Annotated in this window: 14 protein-coding genes; 9 read left to right on the forward strand and 5 right to left on the reverse strand. The window is 63.0% G+C overall.

Going from position 1 to position 19924, the window contains the following annotated elements; translation table 11 throughout:
• Positions 1–196: 196 nt before the first annotated feature.
• Positions 197–514: a DUF4148 domain-containing protein gene (locus tag BN2475_RS00505; protein ID WP_094777665.1), complete on the forward strand. Its 318-nt coding sequence runs from the start codon at positions 197–199 to the stop codon at positions 512–514.
• A gap of 258 nt (positions 515–772) precedes the next feature.
• Here the strand turns inward: BN2475_RS00505 and BN2475_RS00510 are convergent, their stop codons facing one another.
• Positions 773–1093, reverse strand: coding sequence for a hypothetical protein (locus BN2475_RS00510; protein ID WP_094777624.1), 321 nt, complete (start codon positions 1091–1093; stop codon positions 773–775).
• A gap of 259 nt (positions 1094–1352) precedes the next feature.
• Here BN2475_RS00510 and BN2475_RS00515 point away from each other — a divergent pair, with 259 nt between their 5' ends.
• The 3 genes from BN2475_RS00515 (at position 1353) to ltaE (ending at position 3836) form a co-directional block, all read left to right on the forward strand.
• Positions 1353–1664 (forward strand): cupin domain-containing protein, encoded by a 312-nt coding sequence (locus BN2475_RS00515; protein WP_162494317.1) that lies wholly within the window; start codon positions 1353–1355, stop codon positions 1662–1664.
• A gap of 176 nt (positions 1665–1840) precedes the next feature.
• On the forward strand, positions 1841–2611 hold the full coding sequence (locus BN2475_RS00520; protein WP_094777667.1) for a peptidoglycan DD-metalloendopeptidase family protein: 771 nt from the start codon (positions 1841–1843) through the stop codon (positions 2609–2611).
• 217 nt (positions 2612–2828) lie between these two features.
• Positions 2829–3836: a low-specificity L-threonine aldolase gene (ltaE, locus tag BN2475_RS00525; protein WP_094777625.1), complete on the forward strand. Its 1008-nt coding sequence runs from the start codon at positions 2829–2831 to the stop codon at positions 3834–3836.
• A 31-nt stretch (positions 3837–3867) separates the two neighbouring features.
• On the opposite strand, the gene BN2475_RS00530 is transcribed toward ltaE, so the two are convergent.
• The gene (locus BN2475_RS00530) at positions 3868–5235 is read right to left on the reverse strand and encodes an MFS transporter (protein WP_094777668.1); all 1368 of its coding nucleotides are present in this window, start codon (positions 5233–5235) and stop codon (positions 3868–3870) included.
• 717 nt (positions 5236–5952) lie between these two features.
• Here BN2475_RS00530 and BN2475_RS00540 point away from each other — a divergent pair.
• Positions 5953–8406 carry a glycogen/starch/alpha-glucan phosphorylase gene (locus BN2475_RS00540; protein WP_094777627.1) on the forward strand — a complete coding sequence of 818 codons (2454 nt, stop codon included), beginning with the start codon at positions 5953–5955 and terminating at the stop codon, positions 8404–8406.
• Between the two features lie 97 nt (positions 8407–8503).
• On the opposite strand, the gene BN2475_RS00545 is transcribed toward BN2475_RS00540, so the two are convergent.
• From BN2475_RS00545 to hpnR, 3 genes are all read right to left on the reverse strand, one after another.
• The gene (locus tag BN2475_RS00545; protein WP_425435434.1) at positions 8504–9571 is read right to left on the reverse strand and encodes a hypothetical protein; all 1068 of its coding nucleotides are present in this window, start codon (positions 9569–9571) and stop codon (positions 8504–8506) included.
• Positions 9572–9998: 427 nt separating this feature from the next.
• Positions 9999–10397, reverse strand: coding sequence for a DUF6232 family protein (locus BN2475_RS00550; RefSeq protein WP_094777629.1), 399 nt, complete (start codon positions 10395–10397; stop codon positions 9999–10001).
• Between the two features lie 210 nt (positions 10398–10607).
• Positions 10608–12146, reverse strand: coding sequence for a hopanoid C-3 methylase HpnR (gene hpnR / locus BN2475_RS00555; protein ID WP_094777669.1), 1539 nt, complete (start codon positions 12144–12146; stop codon positions 10608–10610).
• Between the two features lie 485 nt (positions 12147–12631).
• Here hpnR and BN2475_RS00560 point away from each other — a divergent pair, with 485 nt between their 5' ends.
• The 4 genes from BN2475_RS00560 (at position 12632) to BN2475_RS00575 (ending at position 19906) form a co-directional block, all read left to right on the forward strand.
• The gene (locus BN2475_RS00560) at positions 12632–14221 is read left to right on the forward strand and encodes a methyl-accepting chemotaxis protein (protein ID WP_094777630.1); all 1590 of its coding nucleotides are present in this window, start codon (positions 12632–12634) and stop codon (positions 14219–14221) included.
• A gap of 112 nt (positions 14222–14333) precedes the next feature.
• Entirely contained in the window at positions 14334–14762 is a 429-nt protein-coding gene (locus tag BN2475_RS00565; RefSeq protein ID WP_094777631.1) for a DUF1801 domain-containing protein, read from the forward strand.
• A gap of 650 nt (positions 14763–15412) precedes the next feature.
• Entirely contained in the window at positions 15413–17146 is a 1734-nt protein-coding gene (locus BN2475_RS00570; protein WP_094777670.1) for an IlvD/Edd family dehydratase, read from the forward strand.
• 615 nt (positions 17147–17761) lie between these two features.
• Positions 17762–19906, forward strand: a complete 2145-nt coding sequence (locus tag BN2475_RS00575) for a hydantoinase/oxoprolinase family protein (protein WP_094777632.1) — start codon at positions 17762–17764, stop codon at positions 19904–19906.
• Positions 19907–19924: the final 18 nt, after the last annotated feature.

The following is a 19924-nucleotide window of genomic DNA, read 5'->3' on the forward strand; positions in this document are numbered from 1 at the left end:
TGGCTGGAAATTGTTGCTCAGACTCGTGCGCAATCGGCGTGCCACGTAGACAGACGCGCGACTGTTGCAAAAATAGCAATTGAGTTTCATCGTTTTAGGGGTTTACCCTAGATGTCGACGCTCCTAGACTTGTTGTTAAGCGCTACGGGAAATCAAGCCCAAAGCGGACTACATACAAATTATGGAGGTTTACATCATGAAGACCCTGATCTCTGCAGTTGTCGTCGCCGCCGCTCTGGTTGCTCCTGTGGCGTCGTTTGCTCAATCGAACCAGCCGGTCACGCGTGCCGAGGTTCGTGCTGAACTGGTGCAGCTCGAAAAGGCCGGCTACAACCCGGTCGGCGATTCCGTCACCTACCCGGCGAACATCCAGGCTGCGCAAGCCCGCGTCGATGCGCAAGAAGGCACCGCTGCCGCCGCGACGAGCGGCTACGGCGCACCGACGGCCAGCACCTCGGAAGCTGGCCATTCGCTGAGCAAGAGCGACCGTCACTCGATCTACTTCGGCAACTAAGCCACGCTGAAGCTGATCAAGGCGTCGCCTGGCTCACGAGGCGGGGCGCAATAAAAAACGCCATCCGGTTTGCCGGGTGGCGTTTTGGCGTTTACGGCCTGGGTTTAGCGTGCGTTCGAACGGTGGTGGTGGAAGGTGGGGCCAATGCGACCCAATGCGACCCAATGCGACCCAATGCGACCCAATGCGACCAATACGCCGACGCGTCGCGCTTGAAGCCGTCGAGCGTGGCGACTGCTGCAGCATGCCATCACGGTGCTAATGCAACGTGCGATGCCGGCGGCCGATTTCGTCGAATAGGGCGCGGCTGGGTTCCAGCGCAAGCAGCCACGATTCGTCGTAGCCGCTCAGATTGTCCAGCGCCTCACGCAGCCGCTCGATTGCCAGCGCGGGAAGCTCGACGCTCGCTTCGACGCCGCTCGACAGCACCGCGATGCTGGCCAGTTGCACCAGGGCGTCGGCGGCTTCGGCGACGTCGGCCGCGAAAACGAGGTGCGTGTTCAGCAACTCGACCAGACCGGGCGATGCGGCAACGTCGTCGACGTTGAGTTGCACAGCCAGAAAGGTGGCTTTGTTCATCCCCAACTCCTTGCAGGCTCCAGACGTATTCGTACGATGCGTTCCGCATAGCTTGACTGAGTATAGGCGAGGCCCCGAGCGTTTCAATAATCACACGAATTGGCCGGTCAGCCTTGTTGCGCAAGGCACGCGGGCCGTCTGACCTACCTATAATGGGGTCAGCCGGAACGCCGGCAGCGCCAGTCCGGATGACCCGCGTGACCAACCGGAAATGGAATATGACGCGGCGGCTTCACGTTTCCAGACCTCGCCTCTGACCATGAAGATCATTCGCAGCAAGAGCTTCACCGCGACACGTCCCTGGGGCGCGCTCGACATCGCCAACATGGGTGGCATCACGACGCGTCTGCACTGGACCGATCAACCGTACAAGTGGCACGTCAACGATGGCGAGGAAGTGTTCGCCGTACTCGATGGGCGCGTCGAAATGCGCTATCGGGAAGGTGGCGTCGAGCAGTCGGCGATTCTGGAGACGGGCGATGTGTTCTACGCTTCGGTGGGTACCGAGCACGTGGCTCATCCGATCGGCGCGGCGCGCATCCTGGTGGTCGAAGCGCAGGGCAGCGTCTGACGGACGCCGGCCGGTTTGATGCTGGGCCCATGTCGTCGACGTTGGGCGCGGCGGCAAAATGGTCGCCACGTGGGCGACCACCCCGGCGGCCTCCGCCGCGCGCTCGACAGGCGGGGGCACGGCAAATGCGTAGTCATCGATTGAATCCGAATGAAATCAGTGTCGAGGAAAATCACATGACAAGACAATGGCAATGGGCGGGAACCCGGTTGCTGGCTGTGGCCGCGCTTGGCATGATGTTCAGCGGCTGTACGATCGCGCCGTGGCAGAGCACGCCGTTCTATACCAGTACGCCGTCCAGTCCGACCACCCTCAGCACGGTCCCGGTTCCGGCCGGTTTCTACCGGGTCAATCCGGGTGACACGCTCGCCGGGATTGCATCGGCTTACGGCCGCCGGCCACAGGAGATCGCCGCGTGGAACGGCCTCCCGGTCAACGCGCCGGTTAGTCCGGGGCAGGTGCTGCGCGTGTCTCCGCCGATGGCCTCCGGCAGCGTGATCAGCCCGCCGGTCACCGTCGCGCCGAACGTGCCGGGTGCGGTGCCCGCTGCGCCCACCGCGTCCGCCGGCGCGCAGCAAGGCGTGCTGCAATGGCCGTTGCGCGGACCGATACTGAAAGCCTTCGCGCCGGGCAAGTCGAGCGGCATCGTGATCGGCGGCCGCCCTGGCGATCCGGTCAAGGCCGCGGCGACGGGGCGCGTGGTCTATGCGGGTTCCGGTATCGAGGCTTATGGTCCGCTCATCATCATCAAGCACGACGATTCCTTGATCACCGCCTACGGGCAGAACAGCACGCTGCTCGTCAAGGAAGGCGACGCGGTCGCGCAAGGGCAAACCATCGGCGAGGTCGGCGTGGATAGCCACGGTGTCGCATCGATCCAGTTCGAAGTCCGCCAGAACGGTCAACCGGTGGACCCGCTCGCGTGGCTGCCGAAGTCTGGTGGGTGAGTTTGGGCCGCTGTTCGGAAGGTGTGCGGCAAGCGCGTGATAAGCGCGTGGTAAGCGCGCCGCGGCAAGCGTTCTTTTGCGGGCCGATTTTCAGCGCTGCGTGAATTGACTACACTGTGTGGCTCAGCCGCCGTCGCGGTGTCCGTCCGCCGATGCGTGGACGGGCGCGCTGACCGGCCGTGGCAGGCTGTCATCCATGGACGCACAGGGACACACAATGATCGATTTGCGCAGCGATACCGTAACCCGACCCACCGCGCCGATGCTCGCGGCCATGTCGGCCGCCGAAGTGGGCGACGACGTCTGGGGCGACGACCCCACCGTGCTGCGCCTGCAAGCGACGCTCGCCGAACGCACCGGCAAGCAGGCCGGACTGTTCTTCCCGAGCGGCACGCAAAGCAATCTGGCGGCATTGATGGCGCACTGCGAGCGCGGCGACGAATACATCGTCGGCCAGCTGGCGCACACGTACAAATATGAAGGCGGTGGCGCGGCAGTGCTCGGCAGCATTCAACCACAGCCGCTCGAGAATGCCGCCGACGGCTCGATCCCGCTCGACAAGATCGCCGCCGCGATCAAGCCGATCGACGACCACTTCGCGCGCACGCGTCTGCTGGCGCTGGAAAACACCATCGGCGGCAAGGTGCTGCCGGCCGGTTATGTCGCCCAGGCGGTGCAGCTCGCACGCGAACACGGCCTGTCGGCTCACCTCGACGGGGCGCGCGTCTATAACGCGGCGGTCGCCTCGGGCCAGCCGGTCGCGGCGTTGTGCGAGCCGTTCGATTCGATCTCGATCTGTTTTTCAAAGGGATTGGGCGCGCCGGTCGGCTCGGTGCTGGTCGGCAGCCAGGCGCTGATCGATGTGGCGCACCGCTGGCGCAAGGTGCTGGGCGGCGGCATGCGCCAGGCCGGCGTGCTGGCAGCCGCCTGTCTGTACGCGCTGGACCACAACGTCGAGCGTCTCGCCGACGATCACGCGAACGCCGCGCATCTGGCGGCGGGTCTGGAAACGATCGATCAGGTGACGGTTCAGTCGGTCGCCACCAACATGGTGTTCGCGCAATTCCCGCAGCACCATTGCGCGCCGCTCGAAGCATGGCTCAAGGAGCGCGGCATCCTCACGCAGATGCTGTACGCGTCGCGATTCGTCACGCACAAGGATGTGTCGCGTGACGATATCGAGACGTTCATCGCCGCAGTGAAGGGTTATTTCGCGGCGCGGTAATTGCCCGCTTTATCCGTTTTGCGGACGGTGTTTATTTCGCCGCCGCTTTCACGTGCCCGCTCGCGCGATGCGACGGCGCCAGCAGCCGCAGTCCGCTCGCGAGGCTCGCCGCACCGGCAAAGAAAGCGCCGGTGCTGAGCGCGAGCGTCGGACCATGCCGGCCGGCAATCCCGAAGCTCAACGCCACCAGCGCCGCGCCCGTGGTCTGCCCGAGGAGCCGCGCGGTCGCGACGATGCCGCTCGCGCCGCCACTGCGCTCCGGCGGCGCGCTGGCCATCAGCGCCTTCAGATTCGGCGATTGGAAAAAGCCGAAGCCCGCGCCGCAGATCGCCATTCGAATGCCGATGTCGAGCACATGCGGATGCACCGGCAAGAGTGCAAGCGAGGCCATGCCCGCCGACATCACCGCCAACCCGATCGCGCCGAGCAAGCCCGGCGGATAGCGATCCGACAGACGGCCCGCGAGCGGCGCGGCCAACGCCACCACGACCGGCCAAGGTGTCATCAGAAAGCCGGTTTCGACCTGGCTGCGATGCAGCACATCCTCGAAGTAGAACGGCAACGACACGAACGCGAGCCCTTGCGCGGCGAACGAGCAAACGGCCGTCACCGCCGATAGCGCGAACACCGGCCGCCTGAACAGATCGACGGGCAGCATCGGCGCCGGGTGGCCTGCCTCACGGCGAATCAGCAGCAGCCCGAACACCACCGCAATCGCGGCCGCGCTCAGTACCAGTTGCGTCGGCGCGCGCTGGGCCGCCTCGCCGAGCGCGAAGATCAACGCGGCGAAGGTGATGACATTGAAGAGCGCCGCCACCGGATCGAAATTGTGCTTGCCGCGCCCCGTATGCGGCAATGCCGGCCACGCGAAGCCCAATGCCAACAGGCCGAGCGGCACATTGACAGCGAACAGCCACGGCCACGCGGCCATCGACAGAATCAGCGATGCCACCGTCGGTCCCACCGCGAACGACACGCCGACGATCAGCGCGTTGGTGCCGAGACCGCGTCCGAGCCGGTGCGGCGGATATAGATAGCGGATCAGCGCCGTATTCACGCTCATGATCGCGCTCGCGCCGAGCCCTTGCAGCACGCGTGCGGCGGCCAGCAGCGGGAGCGTCGATGCGATCGAGCACGCGAGCGACGCCAGCGTGAACAGCGCAATGCCGCCGATGTAAATCCGCCGATGCCCGACGATATCGCCGAGCGCCGCGAGCGGCAGCAGCGTCGCAACCAGCGCGAGCTGATACGCATTGATGATCCACACCGACGCCGCCGGCGCCGCGTGCAGATCCGCGGCGATCGCCGGCAGCGCGGTGTTGGCGATCGCTGTGTCGAGCGTGGCGAGTGCGACGGCGAGCATGATCGCGGCCATCGCGCGGCGGTTGGCGGCGGACATCGGGCCGTCCGCGGGGAAGATTTGTGCGGCGGTGGTGAAGGCTTTGTCGGACAAGATGTAGCTGTCGGGTTATGCAGGCCGATGCGGCGACCGGTCGGGAAACGCGGCGCGCGAGCGGCGGGTTGCGTAGCGTGAGCGCGTGTGCCCCGATCCAACGATCGAAACGGTGCGCGCGGCGAAATGAAGCGATTGTTACAGAGGCGTGGAAATCCTGCTCGGATGCGGGCAAACGGGGCCGCCGTTTGACGCGCCATTAATGCAACTAACGGTCATGTTCGCACGGTCACTTCGAACCGATACATGCGCACACTGTCACACGCGTTTGCGCCCACCCGGCCGGCAGACGAAGGGCCCTGATTTGACCCTGCATCGAAACGATCGACTGATTCATTCGTACGTCACGCGGCGAAAAAATAATCGTGTTGCGCGCGACCCCGTTGTTTGCGCGCCGTTCGCGATCGACCGCCTGTTTTATACGGCCTATGCCCACTTGCAGTGCCGGGCACTTGCGGCTTGCCCCGCTCATGTGCGAATCGCGGCCGCACCAGCGTATGCTGCCAGGCATGGCATGTGCGTCAGTCGCCGCTTGCGCCCGTCGATGGGCGACGGCTGAAAAATGTCGTACTCTCTTTTATTAACCCGCCTGACCGGCACGCGCCTCCCGTCCGTCAACTGTGCGGTCCGCGCATGCCGCGTCGCTTTTCCCCGGAGGCTTCGATGACAACCGTCGATCTGGAATTCGACCAGCTCAACAGTACCGTCGACGCGCTACGGCGCTCAATTTCCAATCGCATGATGTATGGCGTCGGCAAGGACGCCGTCACCGCGCATCCGCATGACTGGCTGCACGCCGCTGCGCTCGCCGTGCGCGACCGGCTGGTGGCGCGCTGGATGAAGACCACGCGTCTGCAATACGAACAGGACGTCAAACGCGTCTATTACCTGTCGATGGAATTCCTGATCGGCAGGACCTTCACGAACGCGCTGCTCGCGCTCGGCATTCACGACCAGATGAGGGACGCGCTCGCGAGCCTCGGCGTCGATATGCAGGCGCTGACCGACATCGAGCCCGACGCCGCGCTCGGCAACGGCGGCCTCGGCCGGCTCGCCGCCTGCTTTCTCGATTCGATGGCGACGCTCGGCATTCCCGGCTTCGGCTATGGCATCCGCTACGAGTACGGCATGTTCCGCCAGGAGATCATCAACGGCGAGCAGGTCGAAGCGCCGGACTACTGGTTGCGCGCGGGTAATCCGTGGGAGTTTCCGCGGCCCGAAATCAAATACATGGTGCACTTCGGTGGCCGCACGGTGCAGCGCGGCGAACAGGTGGAATGGATCGACACCGAGCACGTCAACGCCACCGCGTACGACACCGTCATTCCCGGCTATGCGACCGACGCGACCAACACGCTGCGGCTGTGGTCGGCGCGCGCCACCGACGAACTCGATCTCGGCGCGTTCAATCGTGGCGACTACCGCAACGCGGTCGACACCAAGAACATGTCGGAGAACGTCTCGCGCCTGCTGTACCCGGACGACTCGACCCAGGCCGGTCGCGAATTGCGGCTGCGCCAGGAATACTTTTTCGTGTCGGCCACCATGCAGGATCTGATTCGCCGCTATCAGCGCACGCACAGCACGTTCGGGCGCTTCTCCGAGAAAGTCGCAGTGCATCTGAACGACACGCACCCGGTGCTGGCGATTCCCGAGTTGATGCGTTTGCTGGTAGACATCCATAACCTGTCGTGGGACAAGGCGTGGAAACACGTCACGCAGATTTTCTCGTACACCAACCACACGCTGATGCCCGAGGCGCTCGAAACGTGGGACGTCGAAATGCTCGCGCGCCTGTTGCCGCGGCATCTCGAGATCATCTTCGAGATCAACGCGCAGTTTCTCAAGCACGTCAGCGAGCAGTCGGGTCATGACGCCGAGATGATCCGCCGCATTTCGCTGGTCGATGAATACGGGCAGCGGCGCGTGCGCATGGCGCATCTGGCGATCGTCGCGAGCGACAAGGTGAACGGCGTGTCGAAGCTGCATTCGCAGCTGATGACGCGCGATATCTTCGCCGACTTCGCGCAGCTCTATCCGGACCGCTTCACCAACGTGACCAACGGCATCACGCCGCGCCGCTGGCTCGCGCAGGCGAGCCCGTCGATGTCGTCGCTGATCGACCAGCATATCGGCAGCCATTGGCGCAGCAATCTGTTCGAGCTGGAGCAGTTGCGCAATCTGCGCACCGACAGCGGCTTCATCGACGCCTTCCGCGAAGCCAAACGGCAGAGCAAATTGCGGCTCGTGCACCGGCTCGCGCATCACACCAAATTGCCCTTCAATCCGGATGCGTTGTTCGATATGCAAGTCAAGCGCATTCACGAGTACAAGCGACAACTGCTGAACCTGCTGCACGTGATCGTGCGCTACAACCAGATTCGCGCGAACCCCGAACACGACTGGGTGCCGCGCGTAGTGATGTTCGCTGGCAAGGCCGCGTCGGCGTACCGGATGGCCAAGACGATCATCAAGCTGATCGGCGACGTCGGTCAGAAGGTCAATCACGATCCGCTGGTCGGCGATCGACTGAAAGTGGTGTTCGTGCCGAACTATGGGGTGAGCGTGGCCGAGCTGATGATTCCGGCGGCCGATCTGTCGGAGCAGATTTCGATGGCCGGCACCGAAGCGTCGGGCACCGGCAACATGAAGCTCGCGCTCAACGGCGCGTTGACGATCGGCACGATGGACGGCGCGAACATCGAGATCTGCGACGCCGTGGGGCGCGAGAACATCTTCATCTTCGGTCATAGCGCCGACGAAGTGGACGACCTGCGCGCAAGCGGCTACCGGCCGCGGCAGGTCTATGAGGAGAATGCCGAACTGCGCATGGCGCTCGACCAGATCCGCACGGGGTTCTTCTCGCCGGACGATCCGCTGCGCTTCTCGGACATCTTCCACACGCTGGTCGACTGGGGCGATCACTACATGGTGCTGGCCGACTTCGCCGCGTTCGCGAAGGCGCAGGCGGAGGTGGATGCGCGTTTCGTCGACAAGCGCGCATGGACCGAAAGCGCGATCGAGAATGTGGCGGGGATGGGGCAGTTTTCGTCGGACCGCACGATTGGCGAATATGCGCGCAATATCTGGCATGTGAGTTCGCTCAATCTCGAGTGACGATGGGCGCGAGTCGGATCTGCTTGCTGGCTCGCCTGATCAGTCGTGCACAGGCCGTGCGGATTGACCCGCACGGTTTTTTATTGTCGACGCGCTGTCACGGCGCGAAGCTTTCGCGCGCATTGGCGGCATGCAGACCCAGCTGGCCACGCGTGAAATCGAACAGCACGTCGATGTTCTGCATCGCCATCAGACCAATCACGATGCGGTTCGCGTCCGGCTCTGCCTTGACGATCGTGACCTGGGCATTGTCATAACGATGCGCCCATGATCCGATGCCGATCGCCGCTTCGTAATTGCCCTGCTTGAGGACCTTGCCGATCTCGTCGTCGTCGGTCCAGTTCGGCGTCTTGTCCGTTTCGATGCGGATCATGCCGGAGTTGCCGGTGGCGAACACCAGCGGCGCGCAGAAGGTCATCTTGTCGGCGACCCGCACGCAGCCCGTCGGCCATTGCGCCGCGCCGTTTTTCGATACAGCCATCGGCAGCATCGTGTAGTCCTGCGTGAGCGCGCCCGACGGACTCAGCACGAGATAGGGCTTCGCGACATTGGCGTGCACCAGATACCGTTGACCCATGTTGCCCGGCAACGCGCGCAACGGTTGCGTGCAGCAATTGTCGCCCGGCAGGTCCGCGCCGACGCCGATGATCCCCGAGAACGCCCAGCCGAATTCACCGGTGTAGCCGTCGATCGCGATGCACCGTTTCGCGCTCGGCAGGCAGCGCACGGTGTCGACTGCTTGCGCGGCGATCGGCGCCGGCTTCATGCCGGCCACGCTGAATGGCAGCGTCACGGTCGCGCCTACCACTTGCGCACCGTTCGCGAACGACAACGACGTCACGCCGCCGGCGCTCGCGTAGCTGGAACCCGGCAGCGCCGACTTGAGGATTCGCACGCCCTGCGTGCCCGTGTCCAATGCGACATAGACCGGCTTGCCGTCGAGCTGGACCGGCAGGCCGAGGCGCGCGTGATCTTCGTCGGCGCGCTCCACATGCAGCGGAATCAGCAGGCCGTCGTTGCCGCCGTTGATCAGCGTGGCACTCGCGGCGGGCGGCGTGGGCGTCGGGAAGCTGGCCGAGCAGCCGGCCAGTGCGACGAGGCCGCTGGTTGCAATCAGCGCTGCCGTGGCGAGATGGCGCCAGTGAGCGCGCAGATGGGTGCGCAAGTGGGTACGCAAGTGAGCGCGCAAATGGGTACGCAAACCGGTGCGCGAATGCGCACCAACGTGCCGGCGCGCGGCATGGAGTGACGACAGGGACATAGATCACGCTTCTCAGAAGGCGCGGTCTCCCGTCAAGGCATGGCACGGTGATGCCGCGAGCGGATGGTGCTGCTGATGCTGAGGCGATCTTGCTCGAATGCTGCGGCGTGAGCGAGGAAGCCGGACGCTCGCCAACACTCGCGCAGCCTTGCAGAGGGAACACGCGATTACAGAAGCGGCGACTCTACATGGCCACGTGGATGCGATCGCAAAGATATGTAAAGGCGGCGCTGCGCGTCTTGTGGATGCCTGTTGCTGGGTGGATTGGCCGGCGTGCCGCGCTATGCCGCAATATGCCGCGCGCCGACGCGGCATTCAGTGGCCGGTCACTTCAGGGTTTCTGAGTTGCGGTTGCCGTAGCGGCTGCCTTGGCTTCATGCACGGCCGAGCTGACCCGTTCGACGAATTCGCGATCGGTGCTCATCAGCGCTTCGCGTTCGCCACTGGCCGTCTGCACCATCAATCGATGAGTCACGTCCTGGGTCGCCCAGGTGAGCCAGCCGACCACGATCAGCATGACGCCGCAGACGATGCCCACCGGCGAGCGCAACACCCCGCCGACGATTGCGCCGACGAGACCAAGCAGCGAAATCATGAGCGGCAAGACCTTGTTCTTCTGCACGGTGACGACCTGCACGCCGATGATGTCGCGCAGCGGAAAGACCTGGCCGGCTGACGAGAGGGCGTTGCGCGTGACCGATACGCCACGGTCGTTGAAAGGAGTGTCCATCGGGTTGAATGCGAGCAGTGGAGAAGGCCGCAGCGTAGCAGACTTCGAATCCTGAAGTGACGGGATCGCTCGCAGACTCACAGGTCGGCTGCACTGGGTGGCGTGCGCGATCGAGCCGGCATCGTGATTTCTTGCATGTGCGACTAACGCAGTCTTTCGGCCTCTCATTTATCGCAGTTCCATCAAACAGGTCGAGGCAAGCTGAAAACGTCAGCTCGCACCGTCGCGAGTTTCGTCGACGAAGCTCTCCGTTGCATCGTCGAGCTTGCGGCTCTTGCGTCCCGCCGGCCCGTGCACGTACAGCACCTTGACATTGGCGCGCTCGGTCGATGCGGCAGGCGGCGTCATCGAATACCGGACTTCGCGTGCGTGGTCGCTCAATTGCAGATTCGGATCGAACACTGAGTTGAAGCGCCAAAGCATCCGCAGGAAGTTGGTTTGTCCGCGCATCAGAAGATGTGCCGCTTCATTGGCTGCGCGGCGCAGCGCGGTCCAGCCAAGGTGCTTGCGATTGAGCACCTGCTGCGTGCGCACCAGCTCGCGGTAGAACTCGGGCAAAGGCAGCCTGGTCGGCAGTACGGCGTGCTGGATGTCATAGAGCCGGTAGTCGAGGCTCGTCAACTGGCGCTGCTCGCGCAGCCAGATTTCCGTGCCCGGATAGGGCGTGTTCACGCTGATATTGACGATCTCGGGAATCTCCAGACACCACTGCCTGATCGCCTCGAAGCGCTGCTGGTCCCAGTCGGGATCGGCGATCAGATTGATCGCGACGGTGATGCCGAGCGAGCGCGCGAACGCGAGCGCCTCGAAGTTCCTGTCGAGATTGATGCGCTTGCGAAACGCCTTGAGCCCTTCGGCATCGATCGCCTCCATGCCGATGAACATGTATTGCAGGCCCAGCCCGCGCCAATACTCGAAGACCTCCTTGTTGCGCAACAGCACATCGCCGCGTGTCTCGAGGTAGTACTTTTTATGTATGCCGCGCCGCTCGATCTCGCGGCCGATCGCCATGCCATGATCCGCGTGCACGAATGCAACATCGTCGACGATAAAGACACCAGGCTCGCGAATCGACGCCAGTTCGTCGGCGACCACCTCGGGACTGCGCGAGCGATAGCTGCGCCCGTAGAAGGTCCACGCACTGCAGAACGTGCAGTCCCACGGGCAGCCGCGTGCGAATTCGATCGACGCGCACGGGTCCAGCACGCCAATGAAGTATTGGCGCCGATGCCGCAGCAGATCGCGCGCAGGGCGGATCCGATCGAGGCTTTCGACAAAGCCCGGCGGCGGTCCTTCGCCGCCGCGGGTCACGACGCCCGGAATCGACAGTAGATTGGCGCGACGTGCGACGGCGTCGAGCAGATCGACGACCTTTGCTTCGCCTTCGCCTTTAAGCACACAGTCGATCGCGCCGTCGGCGTGCGTGAGCATATCGGCAGCGGTGAACGACGCGCTATGTCCGCCCACGAACACGAAGCAGGCGGGCCATTGCGCTTTGATCGCTTTCGACAGATCGATGATTTCGGGAATATTGGCGAGGTAGTTGCCGGAGAAACAGACGACATCGGGACGCCATTTGCGAATCAGCCGTTCCAGGTCGCGATGCGATTCGACTTGCAGGTCGAGCAACCGGACATCGTGCCCAGCCTCGCGGATGACGGCCGCGACCGTCTCCAGGCCAAGCGGTTCGAGTCGCAGAAACACGCGGGTGTACATCAAGCCACTGGGATGCACGGCGAGTACCTTCATGAGATCTCCTTGGCCGAAAGGGCGCGTCCGTGTCATGTCGGTGCGCGCCACGCCTTCCTGCTGAAATCCTTGATACGGTCGATGGCCGGGCCTCGCGTTCTGGCGGAGCAAACGCGTGCGGCTAGTCGCGATTCTACTGCCCGCCGTGCTCGCGTGCTCGCACGAAGGCAGAGGCACAGTGGGCAGACTGTTCGGGCGCATCGTGATAGACACTCGCCTGTCGCTAACGTGCTCTATCTTTCATTTTGCTTCGGCAGCCCTTGTCGCAACGTCGCGAAACGTCTAACAAATCGCACCCACCGGGCCATACAAAAATTCAATGATGCGCAAACCTTTGCGCTCCTCCAGCGATATCCAGCCGTGCCGTTATGCAAATTGCATCGGCGCGAAGTGTGCCGTGCGCCATCAGGAGCACGTCTTCGGGACGCCCGACGGCTCGAATCCCCTCCTCGTGCACAGCAGGAGGCAACAGCTGGAGTTGAAACATGAATCTCAAGAATCTGTCAGTGAAGGCAAAGCTCACGGGGACCTTTGGTGTGCTTGCCACTATCGTTTTGATCGTGTCGGGCCTCTCGCTGAAAGCGCTGAACGACGCCAACGACCGGTTTGCCAATTTCGTGTCGGGTGTCAATACCCGCGCCAATCTGGCTATGCAGATTCGAACCGCGGTTGACCGGCGCGCGATTGCGGCGCGCAACATGGCGCTCGTCACCACGCCGGGCGACTTCGAGATTGAAAAGGCCGCCGAAGCGCAAGCCCAGATGGATGTGCAATCGAGGCTCACCAAGCTCAACGAATTGATGTCGTCCGCGAGCGATGTGGCTGACAAGGCGCGCAGTCTCGTGGGCGACATCAACCGGATCGAGGCCGCCTATGCACCGGTTGCCAATGCGATCGTCGGCCTCGCCGTTGCGAACAAGCACGACGAGGCGGTGAAGAAAATCAACGACGAGTGCCGCCCGCTGCTTGCCGCTCTGATCAAGGCAACCAACGACTACGTGAATTACACGCGTACCCGTGCCGATGCGCTGGTTCGCGAGTCGGAAGATCGCTATGCGACGCAGCGCAACGTGCTGATGGCCATCTGTCTGGCCGCTGTCGCGATGGCAGTGCTGGCGGGGGTCGTGATCACACGAGGTCTGTTACGCGCGCTCGGCGCCGAGCCGGTCGAACTGGGTGCGGTCACGCAACGCGTCGCTGCGGGCGATCTGAGCCCGGTCGCGGGCGCGAAGAACGCGCCTGCGGGGAGCGTGCTGGCGTCAATGGGTGAGATGCAGACAAGTCTCGTCAATCTGATCGGGCAGGTGCGCAGCTCGGCAGACAGTATCGCGACTGGCTCCAGCCAGATCGCTTCAGGCAACGTCGATCTTTCTTCACGAACCGAACAGCAGGCTGCGTCATTGCAGGAAACCGCCTCGAGCATGGAACAGCTGACCTCGACGGTCAGGCAGAACGCCGAGAACGCGCAGCAGGCAAGTTCGCTCTCTGCCAATGCGTCGGAAGTGGCGCTGAAGGGCAATGAGGTGGTCAGTCAGGTCGTCGATACGATGGGCGAGATCAGTACCAGTTCCACGAAGATCGCGGATATCACCGGAATCATCGAAGGGATTGCGTTTCAGACCAACATCCTGGCGCTGAACGCGGCGGTCGAAGCGGCCCGCGCGGGCGAACAGGGCCGCGGTTTCGCGGTGGTCGCGAGCGAAGTGCGCAGCCTCGCCCAACGTTCGTCCAGCGCGGCGAAGGAAATCAAGGATCTGATCAACGCTTCAGTGCAGAAAATCCGCGATGGCTCGTCGCTCGCGAACGAGGCGGGAAAGACGATGTCGCAGGTCACCCAGGCCGTCACGCGAGTGACCGACATCATGGGCGAAATCGCCGCTGCGTCGACCGAACAAAGCCGGGGCATCGAACAGGTCAATCAGGCCATCACGCAGATGGACGAAGTCACGCAGCAGAATGCCGCGCTGGTGGAGGAAGCGGCGGCGGCCTCCAAATCACTCGAAGAGCAGGGGCGGCAGCTCAATCAGGCGATTGCGTTCTTTCGTCTGGATGCCGGTGCCGCTTTGCGTGCATGATGCGAACGGAGTCTGCCGCTTACAATAACGCGCAGGCGAAGCGATCGGATTCAGCACGCAGAGCCGGGTTCATCATGGAATCAGAAATCCTTTCGACGTTCCAGGAGACAACATGACCAGGTTGGATTCGACAGAGGGACCACCGGCATCTGAGCTGATCGACCAGCGCATTGCCGATCTCGGGGACTGGCGCGGCGAGGCGCTGAGCAGGATGCGCAAGCTCATCAAGGAGGCAGACCCGGACGTCGTCGAGGAGTGGAAGTGGCGGGGCACGCCGGTGTGGTCGCACGGCGGGATCATCTGCACCGGCGAGTCTTATAAGTCGATAGTGAAGTTGACGTTCGCCAAGGGAGCGTCGTTGCAGGACCCGGCCGGCCTCTTCAACTCCAGCCTCGACGGTAACGTGCGGCGCGCGATCGACATCCACGAGGGAGAACAACTCGACGCGGATGCGTTCAGGTCGCTCATTCGCGCGGCGGTCGCCCTCAACACATCCGGTGCAAAGGCAGGCTCGAAACGGGCGAAGCAGGTTGCAACCTAGAGGTTGTGAACTTCGGGGTTGTGAACTTCGCGCCTCTCATGGCGGGACTCCTGCCTTGCAACGTCCCGCCCGCTCCATGTGCGAGCGAATGCCTGACCGAAAAACGTTTAGCACAACGCAGCAACCCGCTGCCGGGTCGCAGGATTCAAAACTTCGTGGTCCATGTTCGGGATCACCATCGCGCTGGCGTGCACCAGCTTGTTGAGCCGACGGCCACCCCGGCCGAAGTGCATCCGTAGCGGGTCCAGCCCCGCGATCCAGCGGGCTGAATAACAACCGCACACGTACGCCGCGCGCTGAAGCCTTTCTTCACCTCCGCCGCTTCCGGTCGCGGCTTGTTGAACGCAATGGCAAAAAACGCTGCAACGCCTCCGGACGCCCGCGCAGCATCGTCCCGTCCCCAATACCAAAAGTGATATCGATACCGGCCAAAATATGATTGGAAAGATATGGCCCCGCTCCTTACACTTCAGCATTCCCAGAAAATGAGCAACAGCCCTCGTGATCTGCATTTCAAAGCTTCGCGATGCCAGCTATAACGAAAAGTGTGCTGTCGCCGGCTGCTCAATCGTCGTGTCGCCGGCCGCGCCGCGCCGGTTCGATCGAACCAGCCGGTGCTGTGTCCCAGCACGCGCATCAAGGAAATAGGCATGTCGGAAAAAAAGCGGAAATTGCGCTCAGCTGAATGGTTCGGCACAGCTGACAAGAACGGCTTCATGTATCGAAGCTGGATGAAGAATCAGGGTATCCCCGATCACGAATTCGACGGTCGCCCGATCATCGGCATATGCAACACCTGGTCCGAACTCACGCCGTGCAACGCGCACTTTCGCAAGCTCGCCGAGCATGTCAAACGCGGCGTTCACGAAGCGGGCGGCTTTCCGGTCGAGTTTCCGGTGTTCTCGAACGGCGAATCGAATCTGCGTCCGACTGCGATGCTCACGCGCAATCTCGCGGCGATGGATGTCGAAGAGGCGATTCGCGGCAATCCGATCGACGCGGTCGTGCTCCTCACCGGTTGCGACAAGACCACACCTGCGTTGCTGATGGGCGCGGCGAGTTGCGATGTGCCGGCGATCGTCGTCACCGGCGGCCCGATGCTCAACGGTAAGCTCGATGGCAAGAACATCGGCTCGGGCACCGCGGTGTGGCAACTGCATGAGTCGCTGAAGGCGGGCGAGATCAACCTGCATCAGTTCCTGTCGGCGGAAGCGGGCATGTCGCGCTCGGCGGGCACCTGCAACACGATGGGCACGGCGTCGACCATGGCATGCATGGCCGAAGCGCTCGGCACATCGTTGCCGCACAACGCTGCTATCCCGGCTGTCGATTCGCGTCGCTATGTGCTCGCGCATATGTCAGGAATCCGTATCGTCGAGATGGCTTACGAAGACCTCAAGCTGTCGAAGATCCTGACGCGCGAGGCGTTCATGAACGCGATTCGCACTAACGCCGCGATCGGCGGATCGACCAATGCGGTGATTCATCTGAAGGCGATCGCCGGGCGCATCGGCGTCGACCTCGAACTGGAAGACTGGGTGCGCATCGGCCGCGACACGCCGACGATCGTCGACCTGATGCCGTCGGGCCGCTTCCTGATGGAGGAGTTCTATTACGCGGGTGGCTTGCCGGCGGTGCTGCGCCGGCTCGGTGAGGCCGATCTGCTGCCGCATCCGGGCGCGTTGACCGTCAACGGGAAGTCCTTGTGGGACAACGTGAAGGACGCGCCCAATACCAACGACGAAGTCATCCGCCCGCTGGACAAACCGCTTGTCGCCGATGGTGGCATCCGCGTGCTGCGCGGCAATCTCGCGCCGCGCGGCGCGGTGCTCAAGCCGTCGGCAGCCACGCCGGAACTGCTCAAGCATCGCGGGCGCGCCGTGGTGTTCGAAAACCTCGAGCACTACAAGGCGCGCATCGTCGACGAGGCCCTCGATGTCGACGCCAACTCCGTGCTTGTGATGAAGAACTGCGGCCCGAAGGGTTATCCGGGCATGGCCGAAGTCGGCAACATGGGACTGCCGCCGAAGCTGTTGCGTGAAGGCGTGAAGGACATGGTGCGCATTTCCGATGCGCGGATGAGCGGCACCGCGTACGGCACCGTGGTGCTGCACGTGACGCCGGAAGCCGCGGCGGGCGGTCCGTTGGCGGCCGTGCAGGATGGCGACTGGATCGAACTCGACTGCGATGCGGGCACGCTGCATCTGGATATCAGCGACGCGGAACTGGAGCGCCGGATGGCGCAGCACGTGCCACCCCAACCGCCGGAAGGCGGCGGCTACCAGCGTCTTTACGTCGACCACGTGCTGCAGGCCGACGAAGGATGCGACCTCGATTTTCTCGTCGGCTGCCGTGGCGCTGCTGTGCCGCGCCATTCTCACTGACGCTGCCGATACCTGTTAGCCGTGTCACCGCCAGGCGGCGGTGACACGCGCGTCGATCCGATCCAATGCCGGTTTTCACGGGTTGAATGCGTGAAGTGTTGGGTGTTTTCTGTGCGGGCTATCGAAGATAGCGCAATGCTATATTTAGGACTCCAGCGTTATCAAATCTATCTGGCTGAGTGGTGAAGTCGCGGTTCTGATTGACCGTCCGCTATCCGGCCATCAAGCGTCGAGCGGTTCTGGATTGATGCCTGAATAGCGCTTGTTTTTCCTGCGAAGACCATCACGACGCCACCACAGGCTCGGCGCCGGCGAGCGCGCGTCGTGGAGAGCCGCTCAGATCCCGCGTTGCCGCGAATCTATTCCCCGACCGGTATTCGAACGTCATGACGATCGAAAACCGGTCAACAACCTCATCCGCCGGTCGATACCCGACACGCGCCGATCCCTGCCTCTTCCCATCGACACCCTTGCCGCATCTGCTCGCGCTCGCGTTCAGGCCGCGGATGGCATAGCTGTTGCAAGGTTGGTCGCGAGCCGTCACATGAGACGTGGCTAGCCAGGTCCCCCACCTCAACGCGGCTCCCGACAAATCCGACTATTGGAGACAAGGATATGGAAGGGCATTCGCAAGTCCAGGTATTGGGCATCGATGCAGGCGGCACGATGACCGACACCTTCTTCGTGCGCGACGACGGACGGTTCGTCGTCGGCAAGGCACAGAGCAATCCCGAGGATGAATCACTCGCGATCTTCAATTCGTCGCGAGACGCATTGGCTCATTGGAAGCGCGACGTCGATGAAGTCTATCCCGAGCTGGTCACCTGCGTGTACTCCGGCACGGCGATGCTCAATCGCGTCGTGCAGCGCAAAGGCCTCGATGTCGGCCTGCTGGTGAACAAGGGCTTTGAACACGTCCACTCGATGGGTCGCGCGATTCAGAGTTACCTCGGCTATGCATTGGAGGAGCGGATTCACCTGAATACGCACCGCTACGACGAGCCGCTTGTGCCTTTGTCTCGCACGCGCGGAGTCACCGAGCGTACCGACGTCCAGGGCGACATCGTCATTCCGCTGCGTGAAGGCGAGGTGCGGCAGGCAACGCGGGAACTCGTCGCGTCCGGGTCGAAGGCCATCGTCATCTGTCTGCTTCAATCGCACAAGAACGGCACGAGCGAGCAGCAGGCGCGCGACGTGGCGCGCGACGAACTCAAGGCATTGGGCGTCGACATTCCCGTGTTCGCATCCGTGGATTACTACCCGCAGCGCAAGGAAAGCCACCGGATGAACACGACCGTGCTCGAAGCCTATGCGGCCGAGCCGTCACGGCAAACCTTGAAGAAAGTCAGCGACCGCTTCCGCAAGCACGGCGCCAGGTTCGATCTGCGTGTGATGGCCACACATGGCGGCACGATCAGCTGGAAAGCGAAGGAACTCGCGCGCACCATCGTATCGGGTCCGATTGGCGGCGTGATCGGCTCGAAGCTGCTGGGTGAGGCGCTCGGCTACGACAACATCGCGTGTTCGGACATCGGCGGCACGTCGTTCGACATGGCGCTGATCACAAAGGGCAAGTTCGCGATCGCGTCGGACCCGGACATGGCGCGCCTCGTCCTGTCGCTGCCACTTGTCACGATGGATTCGGTCGGTGCCGGCGCGGGCAGCTTTGTCCGGCTCGATCCGTACAGCGGCGCGATCAAGCTCGGACCGGATAGCGCAGGTTATCGCGTCGGCACCTGCTGGCCCGACAGCGGCCTGACGACGGTTTCGGTCTCCGACTGTCACGTCGTGCTCGGCTATCTGAACCCCGACAACTTCCTCGGCGGACAGATCAAGCTCGACGTGAACCGGGCCCGTGAGCATATCAAGGCGCAGATCGCAGATCCGCTTGGACTGTCGGTGGAAGACGCGGCGGCAGGCGTGATCGAGCTGCTCGATCTGCAATTGCGTGAGTACCTGCGCTCAAATGTGAGCGCGAAGGGCTACAACCCGACTGAGTTCGTCTGCTTCTCATATGGTGGCGCGGGGCCGGTCCATACATACGGCTACACGGAAGGACTCGGCTTCAAGGACGTCGTCGTTCCCGCATGGGCCGCAGGCTTCTCCGCGTTCGGCTGCGCATGCGCTGACTTCGAATACCGCTATGACAAGAGTGTCGACCTGGCGCTGCCGCAATTCGCGGGCGACGATGAAAAGGCCGGCGCTGCGCAAACGATCCAGAAGGCGTGGGCAGAACTTACGGCCAAGGTCATCGAGGAATTCCGCATTAACGGCTTCAGCGAAAAAGACGTGATTCTGCGTCCGGGCTTCCGGATGCAGTACATGGGCCAGCTCAACGATCTCGAGATCGAATCGCCGGTTGCGGGCGCGACTACTGCCAAGGACTGGGATCGTATCGTCGAAGCGTTCGAGGACACATACGGCCGCGTCTACGCGAGCGCAGCACGCTCGCCCGAGCTTGGCTTCTCTGTGACGGGCGCGATCATGCGCGGCATGGTGGTCACGCAAAAACCTGTGCTGCCTGAAGACCCGGAAGCCGGTCCGACTCCGCCAAAGGAAGCACGGCTCGGCACCCGCAAGCTGTACCGGCATAAGCAATGGCACGACGCGGCGCTGTGGAAGATGGAATCTCTCAAGCCAGGCAATGTGATTACGGGACCCGCGATCGTGGAGTCCGATGCGACCACATTCGTTGTGCCGAAGGGATTCGCGACGACCCTCGACAAGCACCGCCTCTTCCATCTCAGAGAAGTCAAGTAAGCACGCAAGGAGACATGC

This window comes from Paraburkholderia ribeironis (genome assembly GCF_900019265.1).
GTDB lineage: Bacteria > Pseudomonadota > Gammaproteobacteria > Burkholderiales > Burkholderiaceae > Paraburkholderia > Paraburkholderia ribeironis.